Here is a 24010-nt window from a genome sequence, read left to right as displayed (position 1 = left end):
CGCCTCCGATCTCGACTCACGCTCGTGGTGCTCGCCCTGTGGGCCACCGCGGCCGGCGCCCGCGACGCCGCGATCCCGGTCACCCCGCTGGATCCACAATATCCCCTGCTCGCCGAGCTGCAGCGCCGCGGCGAACTGGGCGATCGGCTGGCGCCCGGGATCGTGGCCATGCCGTCGGTCGGCGTCGACGCACGATCCGCGGCCGCGCGGTTGTGGCGGGCCTGGCAGGACGCCCCCATCGTCCCCGACGACCTGGGCCTGGGCCTGCAAACCCGCCTGAGATTCATCGGCCTCGAGACCGACCCCGAGGTCCAGCTCCGCCCGCTCTACGCCGACGTCCGCGACGGCGACGCCGTCGATCCCCTCGACCGCTGGCGCACCCAGCTCGTCGGCCGCGCGCGCTTCCACGAGCACGTCACCGCCGGGGTGCACTTCACCTTCGACTCGCGAGGCGACAACGATCCTCGCAATCGCACGCGGTCCTTCTCGCAGCTCGACGCGAGCAACAACTTCGACGCCGCCTGGCTCCGCGCGCACTTCGACGGCGGCGCGCTCACTCTGGGGCGCGTGCCCTTCGCATGGGGGCCGGAGCGGCTGGGTGGGCTGTTGGTGGGCGGGACCGGGCCGGCGGTGGACCTGGTGCACGGTCGGTTGGACTGGGGCGATCACGTGGTGCAGGCCTTCGCCGGGCAGTTGTCGACCGAGGTCGTCGACGGCATCCCCACTCGCCGGTGGCTCTACGGGCACCGCTTCGACCTGTTCTTCCTCGACGACCGGCTGCGTGCCTCGCTCAGTGAGACGGTGATCGCGGCGGGCCCGAGCGAGAGCCTCAACCTACGATACATCAACCCCATACCGCTGTGGGCTCAGATCCAGGTCGAAGACGACGGCGACACCGGGACGCAGGTGAACGCGATCAACGCCGTCGACGCCACGTACCTGCAGCCGCTCTTCGGGTGGAACCTGCGGACCTACGGATCCCTCGCCGTCGACGACTTCCAGATCGACCCCGAGGGTCGGGACCGGAGCCCCGACCAGCTCGCCTGGACGGCGGGCGTTGACCTCGCGCGCGACGCCTGGCTGTTCGGCTACGAGTACCGCCGCATCGGCACCTGGACCTACCTGCACCGCGGCGAGGGCACCGACCACCGTCACTACCTGCGGCCCCTCGGCGCACCCGAGGGTCCGGACACCGACCGCCACCACCTGCGCGCCGACTGGCGGCCGGCCACAGCGTGGCACCTGTTCGGGGGCTTCGAGCGCCGGCGGCGGGGCGAGAACCGGATCACCACCGCCGAGACACGCCGGGGCCAGGTCGACCTCCCCTTCCCCCGCGGCACCGTCGAGAAGCGCTGGATCGCCACCCTCGGGGCCACCTGGCACCGCCCGGGAACGCTGAAGGCCGCCCTGCAGGCGGCCTTCCACGCGATCGACGATCGCAACAACGTCGCGGGCGACGACGTCGACGTCTGGGAGTTCCGGGCCGTCGTGGACCTGGTCCTGCCCGCCCTGCGCTGGCGCGTGGACGGCTAGCTGCAGCTAGTACCGGCTCTCGATCAGCTCCGCGCGCTTCTTCTCGAGCGACTTCAGACGCTTGAGCATCTCCTTCTTGAGGAAGTCGCGGTAGAGGGTCGCGCCCACGCAGCTGTTGTCGAACTGGAAGATGCTCTGGAACTCGGCCGGGGCCTCTTCGATCTTGGTGTTCGTGGTGATCGCCGTCTTGAACATGGCGTCCTTGCCGAACACCTCCTCGACCTCGGTCACCAGCTTCTTGTTCAGCTTGGTGCGGGCGTCCTTCATGGTGACCAGGATCCCCAGCACCTGCAGCAGGTCGTTCGGACCGTTCTGCACGGCCTGCAGGTCGGCCTTGAGCTTGCGCAGGGTCGACACGCTCAGCCCGTTGATCGGCGTGGGAATCAGCACGTAGTCGGCGGCGACCAGGGCGTTCAGCGTGAGCACGCCCATGTTCGGCGGCGTGTCGATGAGGATCCAGCCGTAACTGCTCTGGAGCTGGTCGGTGACCTTCTTCAGGCGGTCGAAGATCTGGGTCTTCGCCATGCTGTCGAGGTGCGGACTCGAGGGCAGCGTCTCGATGTTCTCCTGGAACACCGTGCTGGTGATCCCGTCGTGCGGCGTGATCGCACGGCGCAGGACGTCGAAGATCGTCCGCGCCGGCGGCGATCCGTCGATCTTGCCCAGCAGAGTGCTCGACATGCAGCCCTGTGGGTCCATGTCGATGGTCAGCACCGAGCTGGTGATGTCGCTGTAGCGCAGCAGACCGGCCGCGATGTTCAGCGCCGACGTGGTCTTGCCCGTGCCCCCCTTGGGGTTGACGATGGCGATCACATTGCTCATATCTTGGGAACGTCTCCTCGAATCACCGCGGCGGAATCGTCGAACTGTACGATTTCCAAGGATTTACCCGCACGAGTGGACGGCGGTCCACTGCGCGGGTACTTTAGACTCAACCCCCTGCCCGCGCAACCCGAACCTCCCCGGGCGCCGCCTCGTGCGAATCCGACGACTGATCCCCTACCTGCGGCGCCACCGCAAGGCGCTCGCGATCGGCGTGTTCGCCATCGTGGTGGGCGACCTGTTGCTGCTGGCCTCGCCCTGGTGGCTGCGCAAGGCCATCGACGCCCTGAACGCCGGCGACATGGCCGCCTCGCGCGACGCCGCGCTGGTCATGCTGGGCCTCACCCTGGGCGGCGGGATCTGCAAGTTCGTCATGCGGCGCCTGATGATCGGGGCCAGCCGCTGGATCGAACTCGACCTGCGGCGGGACTTCGCGGCCCACGTCTTCGGGCTGAGCGCCCGCTTCTTCGACCGCCACAAGGTCGGCGACCTCATGGCCCTGGCCACCAACGACCTCAACGCCATCCGCATGCTGCTGGGACCGGGGATCATGTACGTGATCAACACCTCGGTCACCCTGGTCGTGGCCATGGCGCTCATGACCTCCATGAGCCCCACGCTGACCCTGATCGCCCTGGCCCCCCTGCCGATCCTGGCGCTGGTGGTGCAGCAGGCCAGCCGGCTCACCTACAAACGCTTCTCGTCGGTGCAGGAGCAGTTCGGGCGGGTGAACAGCTTCGCCCAGGAGGCGCTCACCGGCGTGCGTACCGTGAAGTCCTACGCCCGCGAGGACGACATGGCCGGCCGCTTCGACGACGAGGCCCGTGACTACGTGGGCCTGAACATCCACTACTTCAAGGTGCAGGCCGCCATGTACCCGGTCATGACCATGCTGGCCGGCCTGGCCTCGGTGGCGGTGCTGCTGGGCGGGGGCCACATGGTGATCGGCGGGACGATCACGGTCGGAACCCTGGTGGCCTTCCTGGCCTACGTGGCCCAGCTCACCTGGCCCACCATCGCCCTGGGCTGGACCATCAATCTGTGGCAGCGCGGCCTGGCCAGCCTCGACCGCATGGGCCAGGTCTTCGACGCCGAGCCCGAGATCCGCCAGCCCGCCCACCCGGTGCCCTGGCCCCGTGACCGCCGCGACGGTCGCGTGCGCTTCGACGGCGTGACCTTCACCTACCCCGAGGCCGACGAACCGACCGTCCACGACCTGGACTTCGAGCTGTCCCCGGGCTCGTGGACGGCCGTGGTCGGACCCACCGGCGCGGGCAAGACCACGCTGCTGCGTCTCCTGTCGCGACAGTACGACGGCTACCAGGGCACGATCGAGGTCGACGGGATCGACCTGCGGCAGATCGACATGCACGACCTGCGCGCGGGCACCGGGTACGCCCCGCAGGACGGATTCCTGTTCAGCGACACCCTGCGCGAGAACATCGCCTTCGCCGCGCCCGACCTCGACGACGCCGCCATCGACGACCTGGCCCGGGTCAGCCGCCTCGAGCGCGACCGCGACAACTTCCCCGAGGGCTGGGACACGCCCGTCGGCGAACGTGGCGTGACCCTGAGCGGGGGGCAGAAGCAGCGCGTGGGCATCGCCCGGGCGCTCGCGCCGCAACCCACCCTGCTGCTGCTCGACGACGTGTTCAGCGCCGTCGACACCGAGACCGAGGCCGAGCTCACCCGCGAGCTGCGCACCGCCTGGAGCGACTGCACCGTGGTGCTGGTGACCCACCGCCTGTTGTCGCTGGGCGACGCCGACCAGATCCTCGTGATGGACGAGGGCCGGATCGTCGAACACGGCACCCACGACGAGCTCGTACGCCGTGGCGGTCTGTACGCCCGCATGTACGAGGAACAGATGTCCGAAGCCGAACTCGACGCGCTGCGATGAGGGAGAGGACCGGACACCCGTGAGCTCGATCGCCGACGGATTCGACCAGGAAGAACAGGAAGACCTGCGCGTCGCGGTCACCGACCGCGGTCTGCTGTCGCGCCTGATCGCCTACCTGCGCCCCTACCGCACGCAGGTCCTGTTCGCCGCGGTGCTGATCGCCGTCGTGGCCGGCCTGGGCATCGCCGCGCCGCTGCTGGTGAAGATGGCGATCGACCGCGCGCTCGAGAGCGAGGCCACCGCCGTCGAGCAACGCCGCATCTTGTGGCAGATCGGCGGCATCTACGCCGCCGTGCTCGTGGTGACCGCCGCCGTCCACTACGTGCAGATCATGCTGCTGCAGACGATCGGGCAGAACATCATGTTCGACCTGCGCCGGCAGCTGTTCCGTCACGTGGTGCGCCAGGACCTGGCCCTGTTCGACCGCCAACCGGTGGGCCGGCTGATGACCCGGCTGACCAGCGACATCGAGGCCCTGAACGAACTGTTCACCAGTGGCCTGGTGACCGTGGCCACCGACGTGCTCACGCTGTTCGCGATCATGGGGGTGATGATCTGGCTGGACTGGCGGCTGGCCCTGTTGAGTTTCACGGTGATCCCCGTCCTCTTCCTGGTGGCCGGCTTCTTCCGCACGCGCGTACGCCAGGCCTTCCGGAAGATCCGCGTGCGCGTGGCACGCATCAATTCCTTCCTGCAGGAGCACATCGCGGGGATCTCGATCGTACGGGCCTTCGGTCAGCACGAACGCCGTCTCGATCGTTTCGACACCATGAACCTGGCCCACACCCGTGCGCACCTCGAAACCGTCGCGGCCTTCGCGGTGTTCTTTCCCGTGGTCGAAGTGGTCAGCACCGCGGCCGTGGTGCTGTTGCTGTGGCAGGGCGGCCTGTGGATCGAGGCCGGAACCGTCACGCTGGGAACGCTGGTGGCCTTCGTGCAGTACGCCCAGCGCTTCTATCGTCCGATCAGTGCCCTGAGCGAGAAGTTCAACATCCTGCAGGGTGCCATGGCGGCCAGCGAGCGCGTGTTCGCCCTGCTCGACTCGACGTCACAGGTCGTCGATCGCCCCGAGCCCCGCGAGACCCCGAAGCGCGCCCGTGGCGACATCCGCTTCGAGGACGTCTACTTCGGCTATTCTCCCCTCGACACGCTCGAGCAGGACGCCGCGGCACCGGTGGTGCTCGACGACGGATCCGACCACAAGAAGTCCGTGCTCACGGGCATGGACTTCCACGTGCGCCCCGGCGAGCGCGTGGCGATCGTGGGCAGCACCGGGGCCGGCAAGACCACCGTGATCTCGTTGCTGCTCCGCTTCTACGACGTCGACGCGGGCCGCGTGCTGGTCGACGGCATCGACGTGCGCGACTGGCCCCAACGCGATCTGCGTCGGCAGGTGGCCCTGGTCCTGCAGGACCCGCGGCTGTTCAGCGGGACGCTGCGCGAGAACCTCACGCTGTGGGATCCGGCCTTCGACGAGCACCGACTGCACCAGGCGATCGATCGCGTGGGCCTCGACCGTCTGGTCGCGCGCCTTCCCCGCGGTCTCGACGAAGAGTTGCGCGAAGGCGGCCAGCGCCTGAGCACCGGCGAACGTCAGCTCGTGGCCTTCGCCCGCGCCCTGGCCCACGACCCGCCCATCCTGCTGCTCGACGAGGCCACGGCGAGCGTCGACGCCGAGACCGAGGTCCGGATCCAGCGCGCCACCGGGGAACTCATGCGCGGACGGACGAGCATCGTGATCGCGCACCGCCTGGCGACGGTCCGCGACGCCGATCGCATCCTGGTGCTGCACCACGGACGCCTGCTGGAGCAGGGAACACACGACGAACTGATGGCCAACGGCCGGCTCTATCGCCGTCTCGTCGAGATGCAGTTGGCCACCGCGCAGGCCTCGCGCCGGGCCTGAACAGCGACGCGCCGGGTCCGAACGTCGACGATCAGAACGCCAGCGAGGTGCTCACCGTGAACTCGATCGCGCGGTAGGTGTCCTCGCCGACGAACTCGAACCCCGACGCCGTGTCCCGGGTCTCGGCCTGCTGCTCGATGCCGGTCTCCAACCGCGCCTGTTCGTCGTCGAGGTCCAGCGACGCCCACACCCCGCGGATCTCGACGTCGAACATCCAGGCCCCCCGTCCCCCGATGCGGTAGCCCCCGCCCAGGACCAGAGCCGGGCTCGACTGGTCGAGCGCGTCGCCCTCGGAGTCCAACGACACCCAGGCCAGACCCGCGAGCAGGTAAGGCGTCGAGGTCTTCGGCTGGATCGAGTACGTGCCCACGGCGTGGACCTGCGTGGTGAAGAACTGGTCCCAGGGAACCTCGTCCACGTTGTCCTGGGTGGTGCGACGCGTGGCTTCGACGTCGAGATCACTCAGCCCGAAGCTCAGGATGCCGCCCCACGGGCTCTCGTTCGAGAACACCGTGAATCGGGCGCCGAACTGCAGGGCGTCGCCCGGATTGTCCGCCTCGAACACGCCCGCCGACTCCACCAGCACCTCGGTCCCGCGCACGTCGGATCCGCCGGTGGGCAGCTCCCACCGCCAGCTCACGTCGTCGTCGGCCTGCGCGCGGTAGATCCGGTCGCCGGTCGACACGCCCCCCGAGAGTCCCACGGCGAAGCGCCACTGCGCCTGCGCCGCCGTCACGCTCGTCGTGCACACCACGACGGTCAGGACCAGACCCACCAGACCACGTTGCATCAGGAACTCGATTCGTCTTCGGAGCGTTGGCGCTCTGCTCGCTCCAGGAAAGGCCGGAACAGATCGATCGGTACGGGGAAGAGCGTCGTCGAGTTCTGTTCGGCCGCGACGTCCTGCAGCGCCTGGAGATAGCGCAACTGGATCGCCGTCGGGTGCGCTTCGATCACGCTCGCGGCGTCGCTCAACTTCTGGCTGGCCTGGAACTCACCTTCGGCCAGGATCACCTTCGAGCGCCGCTCGCGCTCGGCCTCGGCCTGCCGGGCCATGGCCCGCTTCATCTCGAGCGGCAGATCGACGTCCTTGACCTCGACCAGGCTCACCTTGATCCCCCACGGGTCGGTCTGCTCGTCGATCACCGTCTGCATCTGGGCGTTGAGCTTGTCACGCTCCGACAGGATCTCGTCGAGCTCGCTCTGGCCGACGATCGACCGCAGGGTGGTCTGGGCGAGCTGGCCGGTGGCGAAGAGGAAGTCCTCGACGTCGAGGATCGCCCGATCGGGCTCGACCACGCGGAAGTAGAGCACCGCATTGACGCTGACCGACACGTTGTCGCGCGTGATCACGTCCTGCGGGGGGACGTCCATGGCGACCGTTCGAAGACTCACCTTCTGCATGCGCTCGATGATCGGGACCAGGATGATCAGACCCGGGCCACGCGTTCCCACGTAACGGCCCAGGCGGAACACGACCCCGCGCTCGTACTCCCGGAGCACACGAACGGAGTTCGCGATCAGCAGGATCAGCAGGACGACGATGATGCCGACGGCTGGTAACACGCTTCACCTCCCGGGTCCGGACCGGCGATCCACGGACCCAACCTGCGGACACGACCACGTCGCGGGCAAGGGTCAGCCCGCACGCACGGGTCGCACCACCACGGTACGGCCCTCGATGGCCTCGACCTCGATCTCGGTTCCCGCCTCGAGCGGCTCGGCGGCGCGGGCGTCCCAGTGCTCGCCGTGCACCACGACCTTGCCGCGCCCGCCCTCGGTGATGGCGGTACTCACCCGGCCGTGCTCGCCCACCATGGCCCTCAGGCCGGTCTCCACCGGCCTGCGTTGACCCCGGATCGCGAGCACCGCGCACAGCCCCATGAACCCGGTCGAGAAGGCCACGGCGGGAATGATCACGCCCCAGCCCAGGCGCATTCCTTCGGGCCCGGGCTCGAAGAGCATGGCCGAACCGAAGACCATGGCCACGACACCGGCCAGACCCAGCAACCCGAAGCTGGTCACGTAGACCTCGAGCACGAACAGCACGATCGACAGCGCGATCAACGCCAACCCCGCCGCGCGCACCGGCAGTGCCTGGAGCGCGAACAGCGCGAGCAGGATCGCGATCGCACCCACCGTCCCGGGCAGGATCGCGCCGGGATTGGAGAGCTCGAAGAAGATTCCGTAGATCCCCAGCAGCAGCAGCAGATAGGCCACGGTGGGATTGGCGATCAGCCCCAGCAACTGGTGCTGCAGGCCGGGCTCGAAGACCACGACCTCCAGGCCCTCGGTCTGCAGGGTCACCGTTCCGCGCGGCAGGACGATCTCCCGGCCGTCGAGCTCGCGGATCAGTTCGCTCCGCGTGGCCACCACGAGGTCGATCACGTTCTCCTCGAGTGCCTGCTCGGCCGTGATGTTCTCGGAGTCCTCGACGAAGCGGGCGGCCCATTCGGGGTTGCGGTCGCGGTCCTCGGCAATGCCCTCAAGATAGGCCACTGCATCGTTGGTGACCTTCTTCGCCATGGTCGAGTCCATGCCCGCCCCCATCATCTGCACCGGGCTGGCCGACCCGATGTTCGTCGTGGGCGTCATGGCAGCCACGTGGGCGGCCATGGTGATGAACACCCCGGCGCTCGCTGCCCGGCTGCCGGCCGGCGACACGTATACCACGACCGGGACCGTGGCCGCGAGCTGGGCCTTGATGATCCGGCGCATGGCGGTGTCCAGCCCGCCCGGTGTGTCCAGCTCGATGATCAGGGCCTCGGCATCGGCGTCCTCGGCGCGTTCGATCGCGCCCACCAGGAACTGCGCCGCCACGGGCGTGATCGCGTCCTGCCAGCGCGCCACATGGATCGACTGGGCACCGGCGGGAACCGCGGCCACGAGCACCAGTCCCACGAGGAGAATCGTCTTCACAGTCGCAGCTCGCCTTCTCCCACGATCACGGCGCTGCCGCCCACCCGGACGCCGACGATGCGATCGTTCTCGCTCTCGACCTCGACGAACAGCCGGCTCGGCCGACCCAACTCGAGACCCTGCTCCACCACCAACTTCGTCATCCGGGCCGCGGGAACCGCCCGGTTCTTGACCACGTAGGCGCCCAGACATCCGGCCGCACTGCCGGTGGCCGCGTCCTCGGGAATCCCGTAGCTCGGAGCGAACATGCGCGCGTGCACGGTGGCGTCGGAATCGACGGTCTCGAAGCAGAACACGTACACGTCGCTCACGCCCAGTTCCTCTCCCAGACTTCGCAGTCGCTTGAAGTCCGGTTGCAGCGCGCGCATGGCCTGCAGCGATCCCACCGGTACCACGTGGAAGGGAAGCCCGGTCGACACCACCTCGCACGGCAGTCCCGTGATGAGGATGTCGCGGGTCTCGATCCCCAGGGCCCGCGCCACCGATTCGACGTGTGCCGTCTCGGCCAGGAAGACCGGCCGGTGCTGACTCATGGTGGCCTGCAGCAACGATCCGTCGGCCGCACGCTGCCGGCGCACGTGGATCTCGCCACTCTCGAGCTCGAACAGCACGTCGCCCTCGCGCGGCGGGGCGTCGTCGAACTCGTCGAGCGCGAAGGCCGTCCCGACGACCGGGTGACCGGCGAAGGGGATCTCGGCCTCCGGCGTGAAGATCCGCATGCGCACCGCCCCGTCGTCGCGCGGCGGATACACGAAGACCGTTTCGCTGAAGTTCAGTTCACGCGCGATGGGTTGCAGGAGGACTTCCTCGATGTCGGCCGCCTCGGGGAACACGGCAAGCTGGTTGCCGCCGAAGGGGCGATCGGTGAACACGTCGAGGATCAGGAAGCGCATCGACATCGTCGACCTGCCGTGTACCTTGTGGGGTTCGGGGACCGTGGAGGCGCCGGAATCGCGCACCGTGCTCGCGCTCCGCCATCCGCAGGAGTCTAGCACGATGACCACCGCGTCCAAGGGCACAAACGATCCACGGACCGAGCTGGGCACCGGCGAACTCCTCCGATTCTACCTGCCGCTGGTCCTGACGTCCCAGATGATGACCCTGGGCGTCCCGCTGATCAATCTCGCCCTGACGCGCGCCGCCGATCCCCAGCTGCACCTGGCCGCCTACGGCGTCTGCTTCGGGCTGCTCGTGTTCCTGAACGCGCCCATGCTGGTGTCGCGCGACGCCGGGGCGGGGCTGGCCACCGACCGCAGGAGCTGGCGGCGACTCGTTCGGGTCGTGATGATCGGCGGCGCCCTGGTCGCGGGCATCGACCTGCTGCTGGCCTTCACGGCCCTCGGCGACTGGGCCTTCGGCCGGCTCATGGAGGCCACCCCGCGGGTGGTGGCCGAGGCCCGGGCCACGGCCGTGTCCCTGGCCCCGATCCCGCTGCTGGTCGGGATGCGCGGACTCTACAGCGCGCTGGCCCTGCGCGCGCATCGCACCCGGCTGCTCACCGAGGCCACGTTCCTGCGCATGATCGTGCTCGTGGTCTTCGTGTTCCTCGTGCTACGCCTGACCGAGCCGACCGCACACCGGGTGGGCTGGGCGCTCACCGCCGGCATCGCGCTCGAGACCCTGTGGATCGGATGGGTCACCCGCCCGCTGCTGCGCGACCTGCCGGTCCGGACGACCGCGGGGGGAGCCCACACCTACTGGCGGATCCTGACGTACACGTTCCCGCTCGTCCTGTCGGCCTTCGCGTGGACGGCCCTGCGCCCGATCGTCAACGGCATCCTGGGCCGCACCGGCGACAGCGAGGCCGCGCAGGCCAGCTTCGGTGTCCTGCACCCGCTGGTGCTGCTCACCGGAAGCGCGCTGTGGGCGCTGCAGGCCACCCACCAGATCCTGGCCACCAGCCCCGAGCGGGCCCGTCGGGCCCTGCGCTTCGGACTGATCACCACCGTGATCTGTTCGGGCATCGTGGCGGCCCTGGGCTGGATCCCTCCGGTCCGCACCTTCCTGCTGACCGAGATCTTCACCCTGCCGCCACGACTGCTCGACTACGTCACTCCGGCCATGCTCATGCTCTTCGTCGCGCCCTTCATGCTGGGCCTGCGCGCCTGCACGAAGGGCCTGATCCTGGCCAGCGGTCGGACGGGGATCATCAGCGCGAGTGCGGTGGCCGACCTCACCGTGGTGCTCACGCTGGGCGGACTCTCACTGGCCTGGTTCCCGAACGTCAACGGCGCCGTCCTGGGCATCGTGCTGGTGACCGCGGCCGAGATCACCGAGACCCTGCTGCTCGGTGGAACCGCTCTACGACGCTTCGGGATCGGCCCACGGAGCCGCTAGTACTTCGCCAGGTATCGCTCGAGCTCCCACTCGTGCACCGTACTGATGTACTCCGACCACTCGGCGTCCTTCGCGTCGCAGAACTGTTCGGTGATGTGCTCGCCCAGGGCCTCGTGCAGGACCTTGTCCTTCCGCAGGAAGGTCACCGCCTCGTGCAGGTTCGCCGGCAGCTGATCGATCTTCAGACGGCGCTTCTCACGATGGCTCATCTCGAAGATGTTGCGGTCGACCGAAGGGCCCGGATCGATCTTGTTCTCGATCCCGTCGAGCCCCGCCGACAGCATCGCGGCGAAGGCCAGATAGGGGTTGCAGCTCGGATCGGGCATGCGCAGCTCGCAGCGGGTCCCCACACCCCGCCGCGCCGGCACGCGGACCAGCGGCGACCGGTTGCGATAGCTCCACGCCACGTTGACCGGAGCCTCGTAGCCCGGCACCAGGCGCTTGTAGCTGTTGACCAGCGGATTGCTGATCGCACAGATCGCGCGGGCGTGGCGCAGCAGCCCGCCCACGTAGTGCAGCATGGTGTCGCTCAGTTCGTGTTCCTTGCTCTTGGCGTAGAAGGCGTTCTTGGTCCCCCGGAAGAGCGACTGGTGGACGTGCATGCCGCTGCCGTTCTCGCCGAAGATCGGCTTGGGCATGAACGTGGCGTGCAGCCGATGATCGCGTGCGTACTTCTTCACCACCAGGCGGAACACCGCGGCTCGATCCGCCGTGCTCAGGACGTCCGCGTACCGGAAGTCGATCTCGTGCTGGCCCGGCGCGACCTCGTGGTGCGCGGCCTCCACGCTGTACCCCATGGCCTCGAGGGCATTGGTGATGTCACGGCGGCACTCCTCGCCCCGGTCCACGGGCAGCAGGTCGAAGTAGCCGCCCGCGTCGTGGGTCTGCGTCGTCGGGTTGCCGTCGTCGTCACGCTGGAAGAGGAAGAACTCCAACTCGGGGCCGAAGTTCGCGGTGAATCCCATCTTCTTCGCGTCGGCCATCACCCGGCGCAGCGCCATGCGCGGGCATCCTTCGAAGGGAGTCTCGTCGGGGTTGTACACGTCGCAGATCAGCCCGGCGACGGTGCCCCGCTCGTCCACCCAGGGGAACACCACGAAGGTGTCCAGGTCGGGCTTCAGGAGCATGTCGCTCTCCTCGATCCTGGTGAACCCCTCGATCGAGGACCCGTCGAACATGATCTCGCCGTCGAGCGCCTTCTGGAACTGCGACTCGGGGACCTCGACGTTCTTGATCGCGCCCATGATGTCGGTGAACATCAGACGCAGGAAGCGCACCTTCTGGCGCTTGAGCTCGGCGATGATCTCGCGTTTGGCGGCCATGGATCCGTCCCTCGGTGACTTCGGGCCCGGGAGCCCGGTTCGCTGAATGGGAAACGGGCCGGCACCACGCCGCCCCGCTGGTCGTCGGCTCTCGCGGGGGCCGACCCTTCCCGCGCCCGGCGAGACCGGCCGGAGCCGATCGTCGCCGTCGCGACACGCTCAGAGCGCCGAATTTGCGCTTCGGGCGCCTGTTCCGGACCATTCTAACCACTGTTTCTGCAATCTGCACCAACAAAAATGCGCATTCTGCAGATATCGGAGTACAGCCCCGAGACCCACGCTGCCTCCGGGCGCCCCGCCGACACTTTCGGCTTGTTCGTCCCGAGGCCCGCGGCTTAGCTTCTGGCGGACTCGCCCCGCCATGGCCCGTGCACGGCACAGGAGGACGCCCCACCGATGCCATCGGCCCAGAAGACCTACGTGGTCGACACCAACGTGCTGCTCCACGAGGCCCACTCCCTGCTCGCCTTCCCCGACGGCGAGGTCATCATCACCGTCGACGTGCTCGAGGAGCTCGACCAGTTCAAGTCGAAGCCCGACGAACTGGGCCGCACCTCGCGGCGCGCGGTGCGCCTGCTCGACGACCTGCGCACGCGCGGCCCCCTGGCTCACGGCGTCCAGATGGACAACGGCGGCAAGCTCCGGGTGCTCATGACCGGGTTCATGACCGACCTGCCCATGAACATGGACCCGGAGATCCCCGACAACCGGATCATCGCCGCCGCCCTGCACCTGCAGCGCGAGAACGGCGGCGACGTGGTCTTCGTGAGCAAGGACCTGAACGCCCGGGTGAAGGCCACCGCCCTCGGCATCGAGAGCGTCGACTACTCCGGCGAGGCCCAGGTCGACTTCGAGGAGCTCTACCGCGGCTACCGCGAGTGGGACCTCGAGGTCGGCATGATCGACACCTTCTACCGCGAGCGCGTGATCGAGGCCCCCGCCGATCTCATGCCGCACGAATTCGTGCTGCTGCGCGACGCCCAGAATCCCAAGCAGACCGCCCTGGCCCGCCACGACCACGTGCACGGCACTCTGGTGCCGCTGCGCTTCGACGATGCCCGACCGTGGAAGCTGTCCCCGCTGAACATGGGCCAGCACTTCGCCCTGGAACTCCTCATGGATCCGGACATCCAGCTCGTGACGTTGGTGGGCAAGGCCGGCACGGGCAAGACGCTCATGGCCCTGGCCGCCGGGCTCGAACAGGTGGCCGAGCGCGGCGTGTACAAGCGCGCGCTGGTGAGCCGCCCGATCATCCCTCTGGGGCGCGACATCGGATATCTGCCGGGCAGCAAGGAAGAGAAGCTCGAGAGCTGGATGGAACCGATCTACGACAACCTGCAGTTCCTCGTGGACCCCACGCTGGAGGCGGTCGGCGACAAGATCAACTACCTCTTCGACCGCGGCTGGATCGAGGTCGAGGCCGTCACCTACATCCGCGGACGCTCGCTGCCGAAGCTCTTCATCCTGATCGACGAGGCGCAGAACCTGTCGCCGCACGAGGTGAAGACCATCGTCAGCCGGGCCGGTCGCGAGTCCAAGGTGGTGCTGGCCGGCGACCCCTTCCAGATCGACAACCCCTACCTCGACGCCAGCAGCAACGGCCTGAGCGTCCTGGTGGAGAAGTTCAGGGACCAACCGCTGTTCGGTCACATCTGGCTCGAGCGCAGCGAACGCAGCGACCTGGCCAGCCTGGCCGCCGAGCTGCTCTAGGTCCGCGTCCGACGCCCGCGAACGCCCGCGGGACATCCGGCCCGGGAGGCCCCCATGATCCCCGTGCTCTTCGAGATCGGGCCGCTGAAGATCCACAGCTTCGGCGCCATGGTTCTCGTCGCCTTCCTGGTGGGCGCCAAGCTCGTGACCATGGAGCTGAAGCGCCGCGGTCTGCAACCCGACCACCTCGAGGGCTATCCCATGTGGGCGCTGATCGGCGGGATCGTCGGCGCGCGTCTGTACTGGATGATCGAGCACTGGCAACGGGTCGTGGACGATCCCTTCGGCGGGATCTTCGGCGGCGCCGGTCTGACCTGGTACGGCGGTCTGATCGGCGGTGCGGCGGCCACGCTGTGGCTGGCCCACCGCAAGCAGCAGTCACTGTGGAAACTGTGCGACGCCTTCGCCCCGGGTCTGGCCGCGGCCTACGGGATCGGGCGGATCGGTTGCCAGCTCAGCGGCGACGGGGACTACGGTCCGCCCTCGGATCTGCCGTGGGCCATGGGCTACCCCGAAGGCGTGGTGCCCACGCCTCCCGGCGTCACCGTCCACCCCACACCGATCTACGAGATCCTCATGATGATCCCGGTCGTGTGGATGCTGTGGCACTTCCGCACCCGTCCCGCCGAACCCGGTTGGTTGTTCGGACTCTACCTGATCCTGGTCGGGGCCGAACGTTGGGTCAGTGAGTTCTTCCGCGTGCGCGGTCCCGACGACATGGTCCTGGCCATGAGCCAGGCCCAGTGGATCAGCATCGGTGCCGCGCTGTTCGGAATCTGGTTGATGCGCACCCGCCGCTCGGGCGAGGGCGCACCCGCCACCAGCGCGTGATGCACGACTACGCTCTTCTCGACTCCGGACACGGGCAGAAGCTCGAACGCTTCGGTCAACACCTCGTGGTGCGCCCGAGTCCGCAGGCCTTGTGGGCGCCCGCGCTCGACGAAACCCGGTGGGGCGCGGCCGAGGCGCGCTACGAACGCTCGTCGCGCGGCGGGGGCTCCTGGAATCCCAGCGATGCCCTGCCCGAGAGCTGGGAGTGTACCGTGGGCGCGCAACGCTTCCGGATCAAGCCCACCGGCTTCGGTCACATGGGTGTCTTCGCGGAGCAGGCCCCCTTCTGGGAATGGATCACCGAGCAGGCGTGTCCGGGTCACGAGGTGCTGAACCTCTTCGCCTACACCGGCGGCAGCACGATCGCCGCCGCGCGGGGCGGTGCCTCCGTCACGCACTGCGACGCATCGAAGGGCGTGGTGCAGTGGGCCAGCGACAACGCGGGGCTCAACGACCTGGTCCACGCTCCCATCCGCTGGATCATCGACGACGCGCTCAAGTTCCTGCGCCGTGAGGCCCGCCGCGAACGGCGGTACCACGGCGTGATCCTCGATCCACCCAGCTTCGGCCGCGGTCCCAGGGGACAGGTCTTCAAGCTCGAGGAGAGCGTCGGCGACCTGCTCGATGCCTGTGTCGACGTCCTGACCGACGACTTCGCCTTCGTCCTGTTCAGTGCGCACACGCCGGGGATCGGCGCGGTGGCGCTGCGCAACCTGTTGCACGTGGCGTTGGGGCGCCGCTTCGGCGCCGATGTCGACCGTGGTGGATCCGCACACGGAGAGATGTGGATCGAAGGCGACCGGAACACCCTGCCTCTGCCCAGCGGTACCTGGAGTGCCTGGGCGCGCAACGGCCGACTCCCGTCGGCCGACCCCTGGGCGGCGGCGCGGGGCTTCGACCCGGGAGCCCGCGCGTGAGCGATGAGATCCTCACGTCCCTGCAGAACCCGCGCGTGAAGCAGCTGGTGAAGCTGCGCGAACCTCGCGAGCGCCGGAAGACCGGCCTCACCCGGATCGACGGGGCCCGCGAGCTGCTGCGGGCGATGCAGGCCGAGGTCGAGCCCACCGTGGTGTACGTGTGCGAGCCACGCCTGCGGACCGGCGAGCCGGCCGACGCGGTTGCCCGTGCCGCCCACCGCGGCGTCGCGATCCAGCCGGTGAGCGAAACGGTGTACGACAAGATCCGCTACGGCGATCGTGACGAAGGTCTGTGCGCCGTTCTCGCGTGGAGTCCGCTTGACCTCGGAGCCCTCGACCCGCGACCCGACGCCTTCGTGCTCGTGATCGAGGGAGCCGAGAAGCCGGGGAACCTGGGAGCGATCCTGCGGACCGCCGATGCGGCCGGGGTCGACGCCGTGATCCTGGCCGACCCCGTCTGTGAGCCCGCCAATCCGAACGTGATCCGAGCCAGCATGGGCACGCTGTTCACCCAGCCCGTGGCCGCGGCTCCCACCACCGAGGTGGTCGCCTGGCTGCGCGACCACGCCCTGCGCGCGGTCGTCACGCGGCCCCGGGACGGAGAACCGTACACCGGTGTCGATCTCACCGGCGCCGTCGCGATCGTGCTGGGCGCCGAACACGCGGGACTGTCGGAGGCCTGGGCCAGCGCCGACACCACGGCCGTGAGCATTCCCATGGCCGGCGTTTCGGACTCGCTCAACCTGGCCGCCGCGACGGCCGTCCTGGCCTTCGAGGTCGTACGTCAGCGGCCGGGGCGATCCAACGCGTAGCCCATCCCGACGCGCCGGGAGACGGGCCAGCCCGGCAATCGCCACGACGGCACCACGAAGCGTCGCGCGAACCGCAGGCCGCACTTCTGCAGCACACGGGCCGACGCGACGTTGTCCTCCAGACAGTGTCCGGTGATCCTGCGGACCCCGGCGTGCGCGAAGCCCCACTCCACGAGCGAGCGCCCGCCCTCGGTGGCCAGGCCACGCCCCCACACCTCACGGGACAGCCGGAACCCCAGGTCGAGCACGTCGGCACCGTCGACGTCGGGTCGGAGGTGGAACCAGCCGACGAAGGCGTCGTCGGCCGCGGGGTCGAGCGCGGCGAAGTATCCGAAGGGCGAGTGCGCGAAGGTCTCGACCATGTGCGGCAGGATCTGGCGGCGCACCGTGGTCGCGTCGGGCGGCGGCTCGGCCGAGACGTAGCGGATGACCTCGGGATCGGAGTCGAGCTGCACCAGCGCACCGACGTCGCGCTCGTCGATCCGGCGCAGGCGCAGACGCCCGGGCTCCGGGAGCGGAACTGGATCGGGACAGGATCGCACGACTAGGCGCCCGCGGGCTCCTCCTCGACCTCGACGGCGTAGTACTTCGCGTCGGGGTGGTGGAAGACGAGTGCCGACACGCTCGCCTCGGGCTCCATCATGTCGCCCTCGGTGAGATGCAGGCCGATCGAGTCGGGCTCCAGGAGCTCGAACAGGGGCCTCTGTCCGGCGAGGTCGGGACAGGCCGGATACCCGAAGCTGTAGCGCTTGCCCTGGTAGTCGGCCTTGTAGATCTGCGCCGCCGTGATGTCGACCGGGTCGGGGAAACCCCAGGCCGCGCGCATTCCCTGGTGCACCATCTCGGCCGCGCCCTCGGCGGCCTCCAGGGCCAGGGCCTGCAGGGCGTGGCTGCGCACGTACTCACCGGCGTCCTTGGCCTCGGCCGCGGCACCCATGATGCCCTCGCCGGCCGTGGTCACGAACAGCCCCATGGTGTCGCGCCGTCCGTCGCGCGGCGGCAGGACGTAGTCGCTCAGACAGACCCCGTTCTCGCGCCGCTGACGCGGGAAGCGCAGCCGGGTGCGCGGCTCGCCGTTCTCGAAGACCACGATCTCGTTGCCGTCGGGCTCGACCTCGAACCACTGCCACACGGCGCGGACCTTCATGAGACCGCCGCGGCACTCCTGCTTCACCGCATCGACCTGCTCGATGAGCTTCAGCAGTTTCGGATCGCCCTCGCGCAGGCCCCGTTCGAAGCGCCCGCGATACCCGAGGTGACGGCCGAACAGCATGGCCGGGTTGATGTACGACCACACGGTGTCGAGGTCGTCGTACTGCGCCTCGTGGCGGTCCAGGTCCGGAGGCACGGGCATGGCCACGTCGAGCCGCACGGTCGCACTGCGCTCGGTGGTCTCGGGCGCCAGTTCCTTCTTCGGCTTGGCCGTGGCCTTCCCCGCCAGGGCCTCGTCCTGCCGCGCGGCCTCGGCCTCGGCCCCCTCGGCGCGCACGCGATTCAGGATTCCCAGGCCGTCCATGGCCTCCTTGGCGTAGAGCGTGGGCGCGCGGTAGGCCGGCGCGATCCGGGTCCGGGTGAACCGCGCGCTCAATGCGGCGCCCCCCACCAGCATGGGCAGGTCGATGCCGGCCTCGTGCAGGTCCTCGGCCGTGACCACCATCTGCTGCGCACTCTTCACCAGCAGACCGCTCAGCCCGATCGCGTCGGGTTGGTGCTCGCGCACGGCCTGGATCAAGGTCTCGGGTGGCACTTTGATCCCCAGGTTCACGACCTCGTAGCCGTTGTTGCTCAGGATGATCTCGACGAGGTTCTTTCCGATGTCGTGGACGTCGCCCTTCACCGTGGCCAGGATCACTTTGCCCTTGCTCGAGGTGTCGGCCTTCTCCATGAATTGCTCGAGGTGCGCTACCGCGGCCTTCATCGCCTCGGCACTCTGCAGCACCTCGGCCACGATCAGCTGATTGTCGTTGAAGAGCTTGCCCACGGTGTCCATGCCGGCCATGAGCGGGCCGTTGATGATATCCAGCGGCCGTGCCTCGGCGCGCTTCGTCTCGAGGTCGTCGATCAGCCCTTCCTTGGTGCCTTCGATGATGTACTGCTGCAATCGCTCGTCGAGCGGCAGGTCCTTCGTCGGCTGGTGCGAACGGCTCTGTGCACCCCGGAAGTGCGCGGCAAAGGCGGCGATGGGATCGTCGCCCCGGTTGTAGAGGAGGTCCTCGGCCAGACGCACCTCCTCGGGGGGAATGCTCGCGTAGCGCTCCAGCTTCTGCGTGTTCACGATCGCCATGTCCAGACCGGCACGCGTGCACAGGTACATGAAGACGCTGTTGAGCACCTCGCGTCCCGCGTTGGGCAGTCCGAAGCTCACGTTGCTGATCCCGAGCACCGTCTTGCACTCGGGAAGGGCCTCCTTGATCAGGCGCACACCCTCGATGGTCTCTTCGGCACTGCCGATGTAGTTCTCGTCTCCAGTGGCACACGGAAAGACCAGAGGATCGAAGACGATGTCTTCGGCGCGCATGCCGTACTTCTTCGTGAGCAGATCATAGCTGCGCTGCGCGATCTCGAGCTTGCGCTGCCGCGTGACGGCCATGCCCTGGTCGGGATCTTCGTCGATGCACCCGACCACGACCGCGGCGCCGTACCTCGTGGCCAGCGGCACGACCTGGTCGAAGCGCTCCTCGCCGTCCTCGAGGTTGATCGAGTTGATCAGTGCCTTGCCCTGGCTGTAGGTCAAAGCACGCTCGATCACCTCCGCGTCGGTCGAGTCGATCATGAGCGGCAGCTTGACCTTGCGGATCACCTGCTCGAGGAACTGGACCATGTCGTCCATCTCGTCGCGGTCGGGATCGGCCAGGCACACGTCGATCACGTGGGCGCCCGCCTTGCTCTGCGCGCGAGCGATCTCGCTGGCCTCCTCGAACTTCTCGGCGGCAATCAGACGCTTGAACTTGCGCGACCCGATCACGTTGCTGCGTTCGCCGACCAACAGGGGCCGGTTGTCCTCGTCGGCCTCGACGAGCTCGATACCACTGTAGAGCGCACGATGGTGATCGGGAACCGCGCGCGGTGTCTTTCCCTCGACCATGTCGGCGAAGGCACGAATGTGTTCGGGCGTCGTGCCGCAGCAGCCGCCGACCATGTTCAACCAGCCGTGGTCGACGAAGCGCTCGAGCACCTCGACCATGGCCTGGGGCGACTCCTGGTAGATCCCGTCTTCGTCGGGCAGACCCGCATTGGGCACACAGCTGACGCGTGTGCGGGCGAGCTCGGCAATGCTACGGATCGAGTCGGTCATGAACTCCGGACCGGTCGCGCAGTTCAGACCGATCGACAGCAGGTCGAGGTGCGAAAGGCTGGCCACCAATGCGTCGGCGGTCTGTCCCGCGAGCATGGTGCCCATGGGCTCGATGGTCCCGCTGATCATCAACGGGACGCTCTCGCCCGTCTCGTCGAAGGCCCTCTGGATCCCGAGCACGGCGGCCTTGACGTTGCGCGTGTCCTGCTGGGTCTCGACCAGCAACAGATCCACGCCGCCCTCGAGCAACCCCATGGTCTGCACGTGGAAGTGCTCGACCAGGTCGGGGAAGGTCACCCCGCCGGTCACGGTGATCGCCTTGGTCGTCGGTCCCATGGAACCGGCGACGAAGCGTGGGCGGTCGGGCGTGCGCTCGCTCATGGCGTCGGCCTCGGACCGGGCCAGTTCGGCGGCCACGCGGTTCAGCTCGCGGGCACGGTCCTGCAGGCCGTACTCGGCCAGCACGAGCGGCGTGCCCCCGAAGGTGTCGGTCTCGACGATGTCGGCGCCGGCCTCGAGGTAGCTGCGGTGCACACCGCGCACGACGTCGGGCCGGGTGATCACGAGGAATTCGTTGCAGCCGTCGAGCTCGGGGCCGCCGAAATCCTCGGCCGTGAGCTCGGCGTCCTGCAGTGCGGTTCCCATGGCGCCGTCGAGCACCAGGATGCGTTGCCCCAGGAGTTCGTGGAGCTTGGCGATACGATCGCTGCGCGTCGTCATACGGGGACCTGATCTCGTGGGGGGGACTCGGGCTCGTCCATGACCCTACAAGGTCACGAGAAGGCGTCCAACCCGCAAAGATCGCACCACTCAGTCGGCGCGGCTCACCTTCGGCTGCTCGACCTGGGCGTCCGAGAGGAAGGCGTAGAGCTGGCCCACGGCACAGGCATTGGCCCGCTTGAGAGCCGGGGGCAGGAAGTCCTCGGCGATCCGCTGGTCCTCGCGCGCCGACAACGAGAGGGAGATGGTCTTCTGGTACTCGCCGGTGCAGACGGTCTCGAAGACCAGATCGTTCGTGTCGCGGTCGCGGAGTTCCAGTCGTACCCGGACCTCCCCCGTGGTGACCGCCGGAGCCGGGAGCATGGTGCCGAGCACGGCGCCGACCGCACCGGTCTTGAGGAAATGGCTCAGACCACCGTCGCTGCCGATGGAGCTCAGGCCACCGACGGCCAGGCCGGCGGCCAGCGGCACACCCCAGGCTCGGAGCGGGCGCTCCAGCCGCGTGGTCATGCTCAGCAGTTGCGAGGTGAGCACGTAGTCGGCGTTGTCGGGATTGCGGACCAGGGCCGCCACGCGGGTCTGGTTCAGGTCCTGCAGCAGTGCGCGCAGCACGATCCGCGACGGCGGCTGGTCGAGCTTGTCGTCGGCCGGGAACCGCAACGTGCTGAAGAAACCGCTGCCGTTGCGTTGGCCGCTCGGCCGCAGGTCCTCGGGTTCGGCCACGTACAGAGCCACGTCGGGCCGCTCGACGAAGAAGTCGCTCCGGTTCTCGCGCGGGTAGAGGAAGCGCACCCGGTAGTCGTTGCAACCGACGGTGCCGAGCACGAGAACGGCCAGGATCGTCAGCGAGACGACCCGCCGGAGGGCGAGAATACGGTGCACGTCGGAGGCCTCCGCAGGATTGGGAACTACACGGTCAATATCGGACCGCGCGGTCCCCGCGCGCAAGCGTCGGACCGTCGATGACCCGCCACGATCTCAGCCGGCCGCGATCCGCATCCGGTCGGTCCCGATCGTGACCTTTCCGCCGAACCGCGCTCGGACACCGTCCAGGACCGCCCGGGGCGGAGTCTGCGGGTACAGGTGCGTGATGACCAGGTGGCCCACGCCCGCCCGCTCGGCGGCCTCGCCCAGAGGCGTGGGTGACAGGTGGAAGGCATTGGCGTCGGCATCGGTGCTCGCGCACTCCGACACCAGCACGTCGACCCCGCGGGCCAGGTCGACCAGGGCCTCGCAGGGCCCGGTGTCGCCGGTGAAGGCCATCGTGCGCCCCGACCGCGGCGAATGCACGCGGTAGCCCAGGTCTTCGGTCGTGCCGTGCTCCAGGCGCACGGCCTCGACCTCGAACCCCGACGCCGCGACCGGTCCGGGGCCGATCTCGTCGATCTGCAACGGGGTATCGGGCCGCAACCACTCCCAGGCGTCGAACAGGGCCTCGACGAGCGCTTCCAGACCAGCGGGACCGACCACGCGCAGCGGATCCGGTGCCGACCGCCCGTGCTTGGCCGCGAACAGGAGCGACACCAGCTCGCAGGTGTGGTCGGGGTGCAGATGGGTGACGAAGAACTCCGACAGCCTCAGGGGATCGATGCCACACTCCACCATGCGGCTGAGCACGTTGCGGCCCAGATCCAGGGGCAACACGTGCTCGCCCTCCACCACCGCCACGCCGGCCGAGGCGGTCTCCGCCTGGGGCGTGAGGGTTCCGGTGCCGAGCAGGACGACGTCCATGGTCAGGAGCCGGCACGCGGGCGCACACGGATCCGCGAACCGCGGCCGATCCCCGTCCGGTCTGCGAAGTGGGCCTCGCGCTGACCGAGTTCCAACGTTCCGCTGCTCCCCCAGTACGCCAGGGGCCGGCCGCGCTCGACGTCGGCGTAGGTCCGCGAGAGGCCGCGGAGCACCAGCGAATCGACCACGATCTCGACGTCGTCGCCCATGGCCTCGAGATCGGCGGGTTCGAGCAGCGTGATGGCATTGCCGAAGCGGTCGATCCACACGACCTCGGCCTCGATCCCGTCGTCGGCGGACCGGACGGGCCGCTCGAGCCGCTGCGGGGGGCGCGTCTCCTCGCCCAGACCCCGTGGATCGTCGCCACGCGCGATGCGGGCGCCCGCCGGCGCGAAGAGGTCGCGACCGTGGAAGGTGGCACTGGGGGTGGTCCCGGGAGCCACGCGCTCGGGGTCGAGTACGACGCAGAGATCACCCCCGGCGGCGGCGTCGCCCAGGAGACCGTTGTCGGGTCCGACGACCCAGGCCCCGTGTGCCGTGCGGGCCGCGACCGCCCGCCGTTCGCTGCCCACGCCCGGGTCGACCACGGCGACGTGGGCCGTGGTCGGCGGCAGGTCACGGACCGCCCGGGCCAGCAGGAAGGCCCCCGACCGCACGTCCTGCGGTGGCACGTGATGGCTCACGTCGATGATCCGGGCGTCGGGACAGTGGCTCAGCACACTGCCCTTCATCGCGCCCACGTAACCGTCGCGGGTTCCGAAGTCGCTCAGCAGACTCACCAGTGGCGGCATGCTCATGTGCGGACCTCCTCGGGAGCGTCGGCCGGATCCCGCCCGAGCCATCGGACGGCGGCCCCCAGCAGGATGACGCCGATCGGCAGCGTGATCCAGGGGGAGATCCCGAAGCCCGCGGGCACCGTTCCCAACAGGATCGCCGTGCTCCCCGCCAGGACCGCGTACGGGAACTGCGTGCGCACGTGGTCGATGTGATCGGCGCCGCTGGCCATGCTGCTCATGATCGTGGTGTCACTGATCGGCGAGCAGTGGTCGCCGAAGACCGAGCCGCTCAGGACACAGGCCACGCTCGACAGGAAGATCGCCGTCGCCGCCGCGTCGCCCAGCCCGGCGTCCGCCGCCAGATCGGTCGACAGGGGGATCACGATGGGCATGAGGATGGCCATCGTCCCCCAGCTCGTACCGGTGCTGAAGCCCAGGAAGGCCGCCACGACGAAGGTGACCGTGGGCACCATGCGCGC

20 protein-coding genes are annotated in these 24010 nt (G+C 68.8%); 8 read left to right on the top strand and 12 right to left on the bottom strand.

Annotation, left to right across the window (positions count from 1 at the left end; all coding sequences use genetic code 11):
* Positions 1–24: 24 nt before the first annotated feature.
* Positions 25–1533: a hypothetical protein gene (locus tag VKA86_19555; protein ID HKK73407.1), complete on the top strand. Its 1509-nt coding sequence runs from the start codon at positions 25–27 to the stop codon at positions 1531–1533.
* A 6-nt stretch (positions 1534–1539) separates the two neighbouring features.
* On the opposite strand, the gene VKA86_19550 is transcribed toward VKA86_19555, so the two are convergent.
* Positions 1540–2355: a ParA family protein gene (locus tag VKA86_19550; protein HKK73406.1), complete on the bottom strand. Its 816-nt coding sequence runs from the start codon at positions 2353–2355 to the stop codon at positions 1540–1542.
* 154 nt (positions 2356–2509) lie between these two features.
* Here VKA86_19550 and VKA86_19545 point away from each other — a divergent pair, with 154 nt between their 5' ends.
* On the top strand, positions 2510–4255 hold the full coding sequence (locus VKA86_19545) for an ABC transporter ATP-binding protein (GenBank protein HKK73405.1): 1746 nt from the start codon (positions 2510–2512) through the stop codon (positions 4253–4255).
* A 19-nt stretch (positions 4256–4274) separates the two neighbouring features.
* Entirely contained in the window at positions 4275–6161 is a 1887-nt protein-coding gene (locus VKA86_19540) for an ABC transporter ATP-binding protein (GenBank protein ID HKK73404.1), read from the top strand.
* A 31-nt stretch (positions 6162–6192) separates the two neighbouring features.
* On the opposite strand, the gene VKA86_19535 is transcribed toward VKA86_19540, so the two are convergent.
* The 4 genes from VKA86_19535 to VKA86_19520 all read right to left on the bottom strand — a co-directional run bounded on the left by VKA86_19535 (position 6193) and on the right by VKA86_19520 (position 9973).
* Positions 6193–6951 (bottom strand): hypothetical protein, encoded by a 759-nt coding sequence (locus tag VKA86_19535; GenBank protein ID HKK73403.1) that lies wholly within the window; start codon positions 6949–6951, stop codon positions 6193–6195.
* On the bottom strand, positions 6951–7727 hold the full coding sequence (locus tag VKA86_19530; GenBank protein HKK73402.1) for a slipin family protein: 777 nt from the start codon (positions 7725–7727) through the stop codon (positions 6951–6953). Before VKA86_19530 ends, VKA86_19535 begins: the two co-directional genes overlap by 1 nt.
* 72 nt (positions 7728–7799) lie before the next feature.
* Positions 7800–9080, bottom strand: coding sequence for a nodulation protein NfeD (locus VKA86_19525; protein HKK73401.1), 1281 nt, complete (start codon positions 9078–9080; stop codon positions 7800–7802).
* Positions 9077–9973, bottom strand: a complete 897-nt coding sequence (locus tag VKA86_19520) for a PhzF family phenazine biosynthesis protein (GenBank protein HKK73400.1) — start codon at positions 9971–9973, stop codon at positions 9077–9079. Before VKA86_19520 ends, VKA86_19525 begins: the two co-directional genes overlap by 4 nt.
* Positions 9974–10076: 103 nt before the next feature.
* Between VKA86_19520 and VKA86_19515 the strand changes: the two genes are divergently transcribed.
* Positions 10077–11417 carry a hypothetical protein gene (locus tag VKA86_19515; protein HKK73399.1) on the top strand — a complete coding sequence of 447 codons (1341 nt, stop codon included), beginning with the start codon at positions 10077–10079 and terminating at the stop codon, positions 11415–11417.
* Here the strand turns inward: VKA86_19515 and glnA are convergent.
* Positions 11414–12739, bottom strand: coding sequence for a type I glutamate--ammonia ligase (gene glnA, locus VKA86_19510; protein ID HKK73398.1), 1326 nt, complete (start codon positions 12737–12739; stop codon positions 11414–11416). The two genes, VKA86_19515 and glnA, sit on opposite strands and share 4 nt — an antisense overlap.
* Before the next feature lie 396 nt (positions 12740–13135).
* Between glnA and VKA86_19505 the strand changes: the two genes are divergently transcribed.
* The 4 genes from VKA86_19505 to VKA86_19490 are packed head-to-tail and all read left to right on the top strand — an operon-like array spanning position 13136 to position 17009.
* Positions 13136–14449: a PhoH family protein gene (locus VKA86_19505; GenBank protein HKK73397.1), complete on the top strand. Its 1314-nt coding sequence runs from the start codon at positions 13136–13138 to the stop codon at positions 14447–14449.
* A 54-nt stretch (positions 14450–14503) separates the two neighbouring features.
* On the top strand, positions 14504–15280 hold the full coding sequence (locus VKA86_19500) for a prolipoprotein diacylglyceryl transferase (protein ID HKK73396.1): 777 nt from the start codon (positions 14504–14506) through the stop codon (positions 15278–15280).
* Positions 15280–16197, top strand: coding sequence for a class I SAM-dependent methyltransferase (locus tag VKA86_19495; GenBank protein ID HKK73395.1), 918 nt, complete (start codon positions 15280–15282; stop codon positions 16195–16197). Before VKA86_19500 ends, VKA86_19495 begins: the two co-directional genes overlap by 1 nt.
* Positions 16194–17009 carry a TrmH family RNA methyltransferase gene (locus VKA86_19490; GenBank protein HKK73394.1) on the top strand — a complete coding sequence of 272 codons (816 nt, stop codon included), beginning with the start codon at positions 16194–16196 and terminating at the stop codon, positions 17007–17009. Before VKA86_19495 ends, VKA86_19490 begins: the two co-directional genes overlap by 4 nt.
* Here VKA86_19490 and VKA86_19485 read toward each other — a convergent pair.
* The 6 genes from VKA86_19485 to VKA86_19460 form a co-directional block, all read right to left on the bottom strand.
* A complete protein-coding gene (locus VKA86_19485) occupies positions 16982–17551 on the bottom strand; it encodes a GNAT family N-acetyltransferase (protein HKK73393.1) in 570 nt (189 codons plus the stop codon). The two genes, VKA86_19490 and VKA86_19485, sit on opposite strands and share 28 nt — an antisense overlap.
* A gap of 2 nt (positions 17552–17553) precedes the next feature.
* Entirely contained in the window at positions 17554–21024 is a 3471-nt protein-coding gene (gene metH, locus VKA86_19480; GenBank protein ID HKK73392.1) for a methionine synthase, read from the bottom strand.
* Between the two features lie 90 nt (positions 21025–21114).
* Entirely contained in the window at positions 21115–21906 is a 792-nt protein-coding gene (locus VKA86_19475; protein HKK73391.1) for a hypothetical protein, read from the bottom strand.
* Between the two features lie 96 nt (positions 21907–22002).
* Complete coding sequence (locus tag VKA86_19470) at positions 22003–22755, bottom strand: ribonuclease Z (protein ID HKK73390.1); 753 nt, start codon at positions 22753–22755, stop codon at positions 22003–22005.
* Between the two features lie 2 nt (positions 22756–22757).
* Positions 22758–23552, bottom strand: coding sequence for an SAM-dependent chlorinase/fluorinase (locus VKA86_19465; protein ID HKK73389.1), 795 nt, complete (start codon positions 23550–23552; stop codon positions 22758–22760).
* On the bottom strand, positions 23549–24010 hold a 462-nt coding region (locus VKA86_19460), incomplete at its 5' end, for a Na+/H+ antiporter NhaC family protein (GenBank protein HKK73388.1). The genes VKA86_19465 and VKA86_19460, both read right to left, overlap by 4 nt.

The sequence above is a fragment of the Candidatus Krumholzibacteriia bacterium genome, from assembly GCA_035268685.1.
GTDB lineage: Bacteria > Krumholzibacteriota > Krumholzibacteriia > JAJRXK01 > JAJRXK01 > JAJRXK01.
The sequence above is the reverse complement of the archived record's forward strand: the minus strand, read 5'-3'. Positions and strand labels throughout refer to the sequence as shown.

Bases quoted from the DNA above. Each gene is read 5' to 3' on its own strand.
- VKA86_19470 (HKK73390.1), bottom strand. From the start codon at position 22,755: ATGGACGTCGTCCTGCTCGGCACCGGAACCCTCACGCCCCAGGCGGAG.
- glnA (HKK73398.1), bottom strand. From the start codon at position 12,739: ATGGCCGCCAAACGCGAGATCATCGCCGAGCTCAAGCGCCAGAAGGTG.
- VKA86_19520 (HKK73400.1), bottom strand. From the start codon at position 9,973: ATGCGCTTCCTGATCCTCGACGTGTTCACCGATCGCCCCTTCGGCGGC.
- VKA86_19505 (HKK73397.1), top strand. From the start codon at position 13,136: ATGCCATCGGCCCAGAAGACCTACGTGGTCGACACCAACGTGCTGCTC.
- VKA86_19535 (HKK73403.1), bottom strand. From the start codon at position 6,951: ATGCAACGTGGTCTGGTGGGTCTGGTCCTGACCGTCGTGGTGTGCACG.
- VKA86_19550 (HKK73406.1), bottom strand. From the start codon at position 2,355: ATGAGCAATGTGATCGCCATCGTCAACCCCAAGGGGGGCACGGGCAAG.
- VKA86_19495 (HKK73395.1), top strand. From the start codon at position 15,280: ATGCACGACTACGCTCTTCTCGACTCCGGACACGGGCAGAAGCTCGAA.
- VKA86_19500 (HKK73396.1), top strand. From the start codon at position 14,504: ATGATCCCCGTGCTCTTCGAGATCGGGCCGCTGAAGATCCACAGCTTC.
- metH (HKK73392.1), bottom strand. From the start codon at position 21,024: ATGACGACGCGCAGCGATCGTATCGCCAAGCTCCACGAACTCCTGGGG.
- VKA86_19515 (HKK73399.1), top strand. From the start codon at position 10,077: ATGACCACCGCGTCCAAGGGCACAAACGATCCACGGACCGAGCTGGGC.
- VKA86_19465 (HKK73389.1), bottom strand. From the start codon at position 23,552: ATGAGCATGCCGCCACTGGTGAGTCTGCTGAGCGACTTCGGAACCCGC.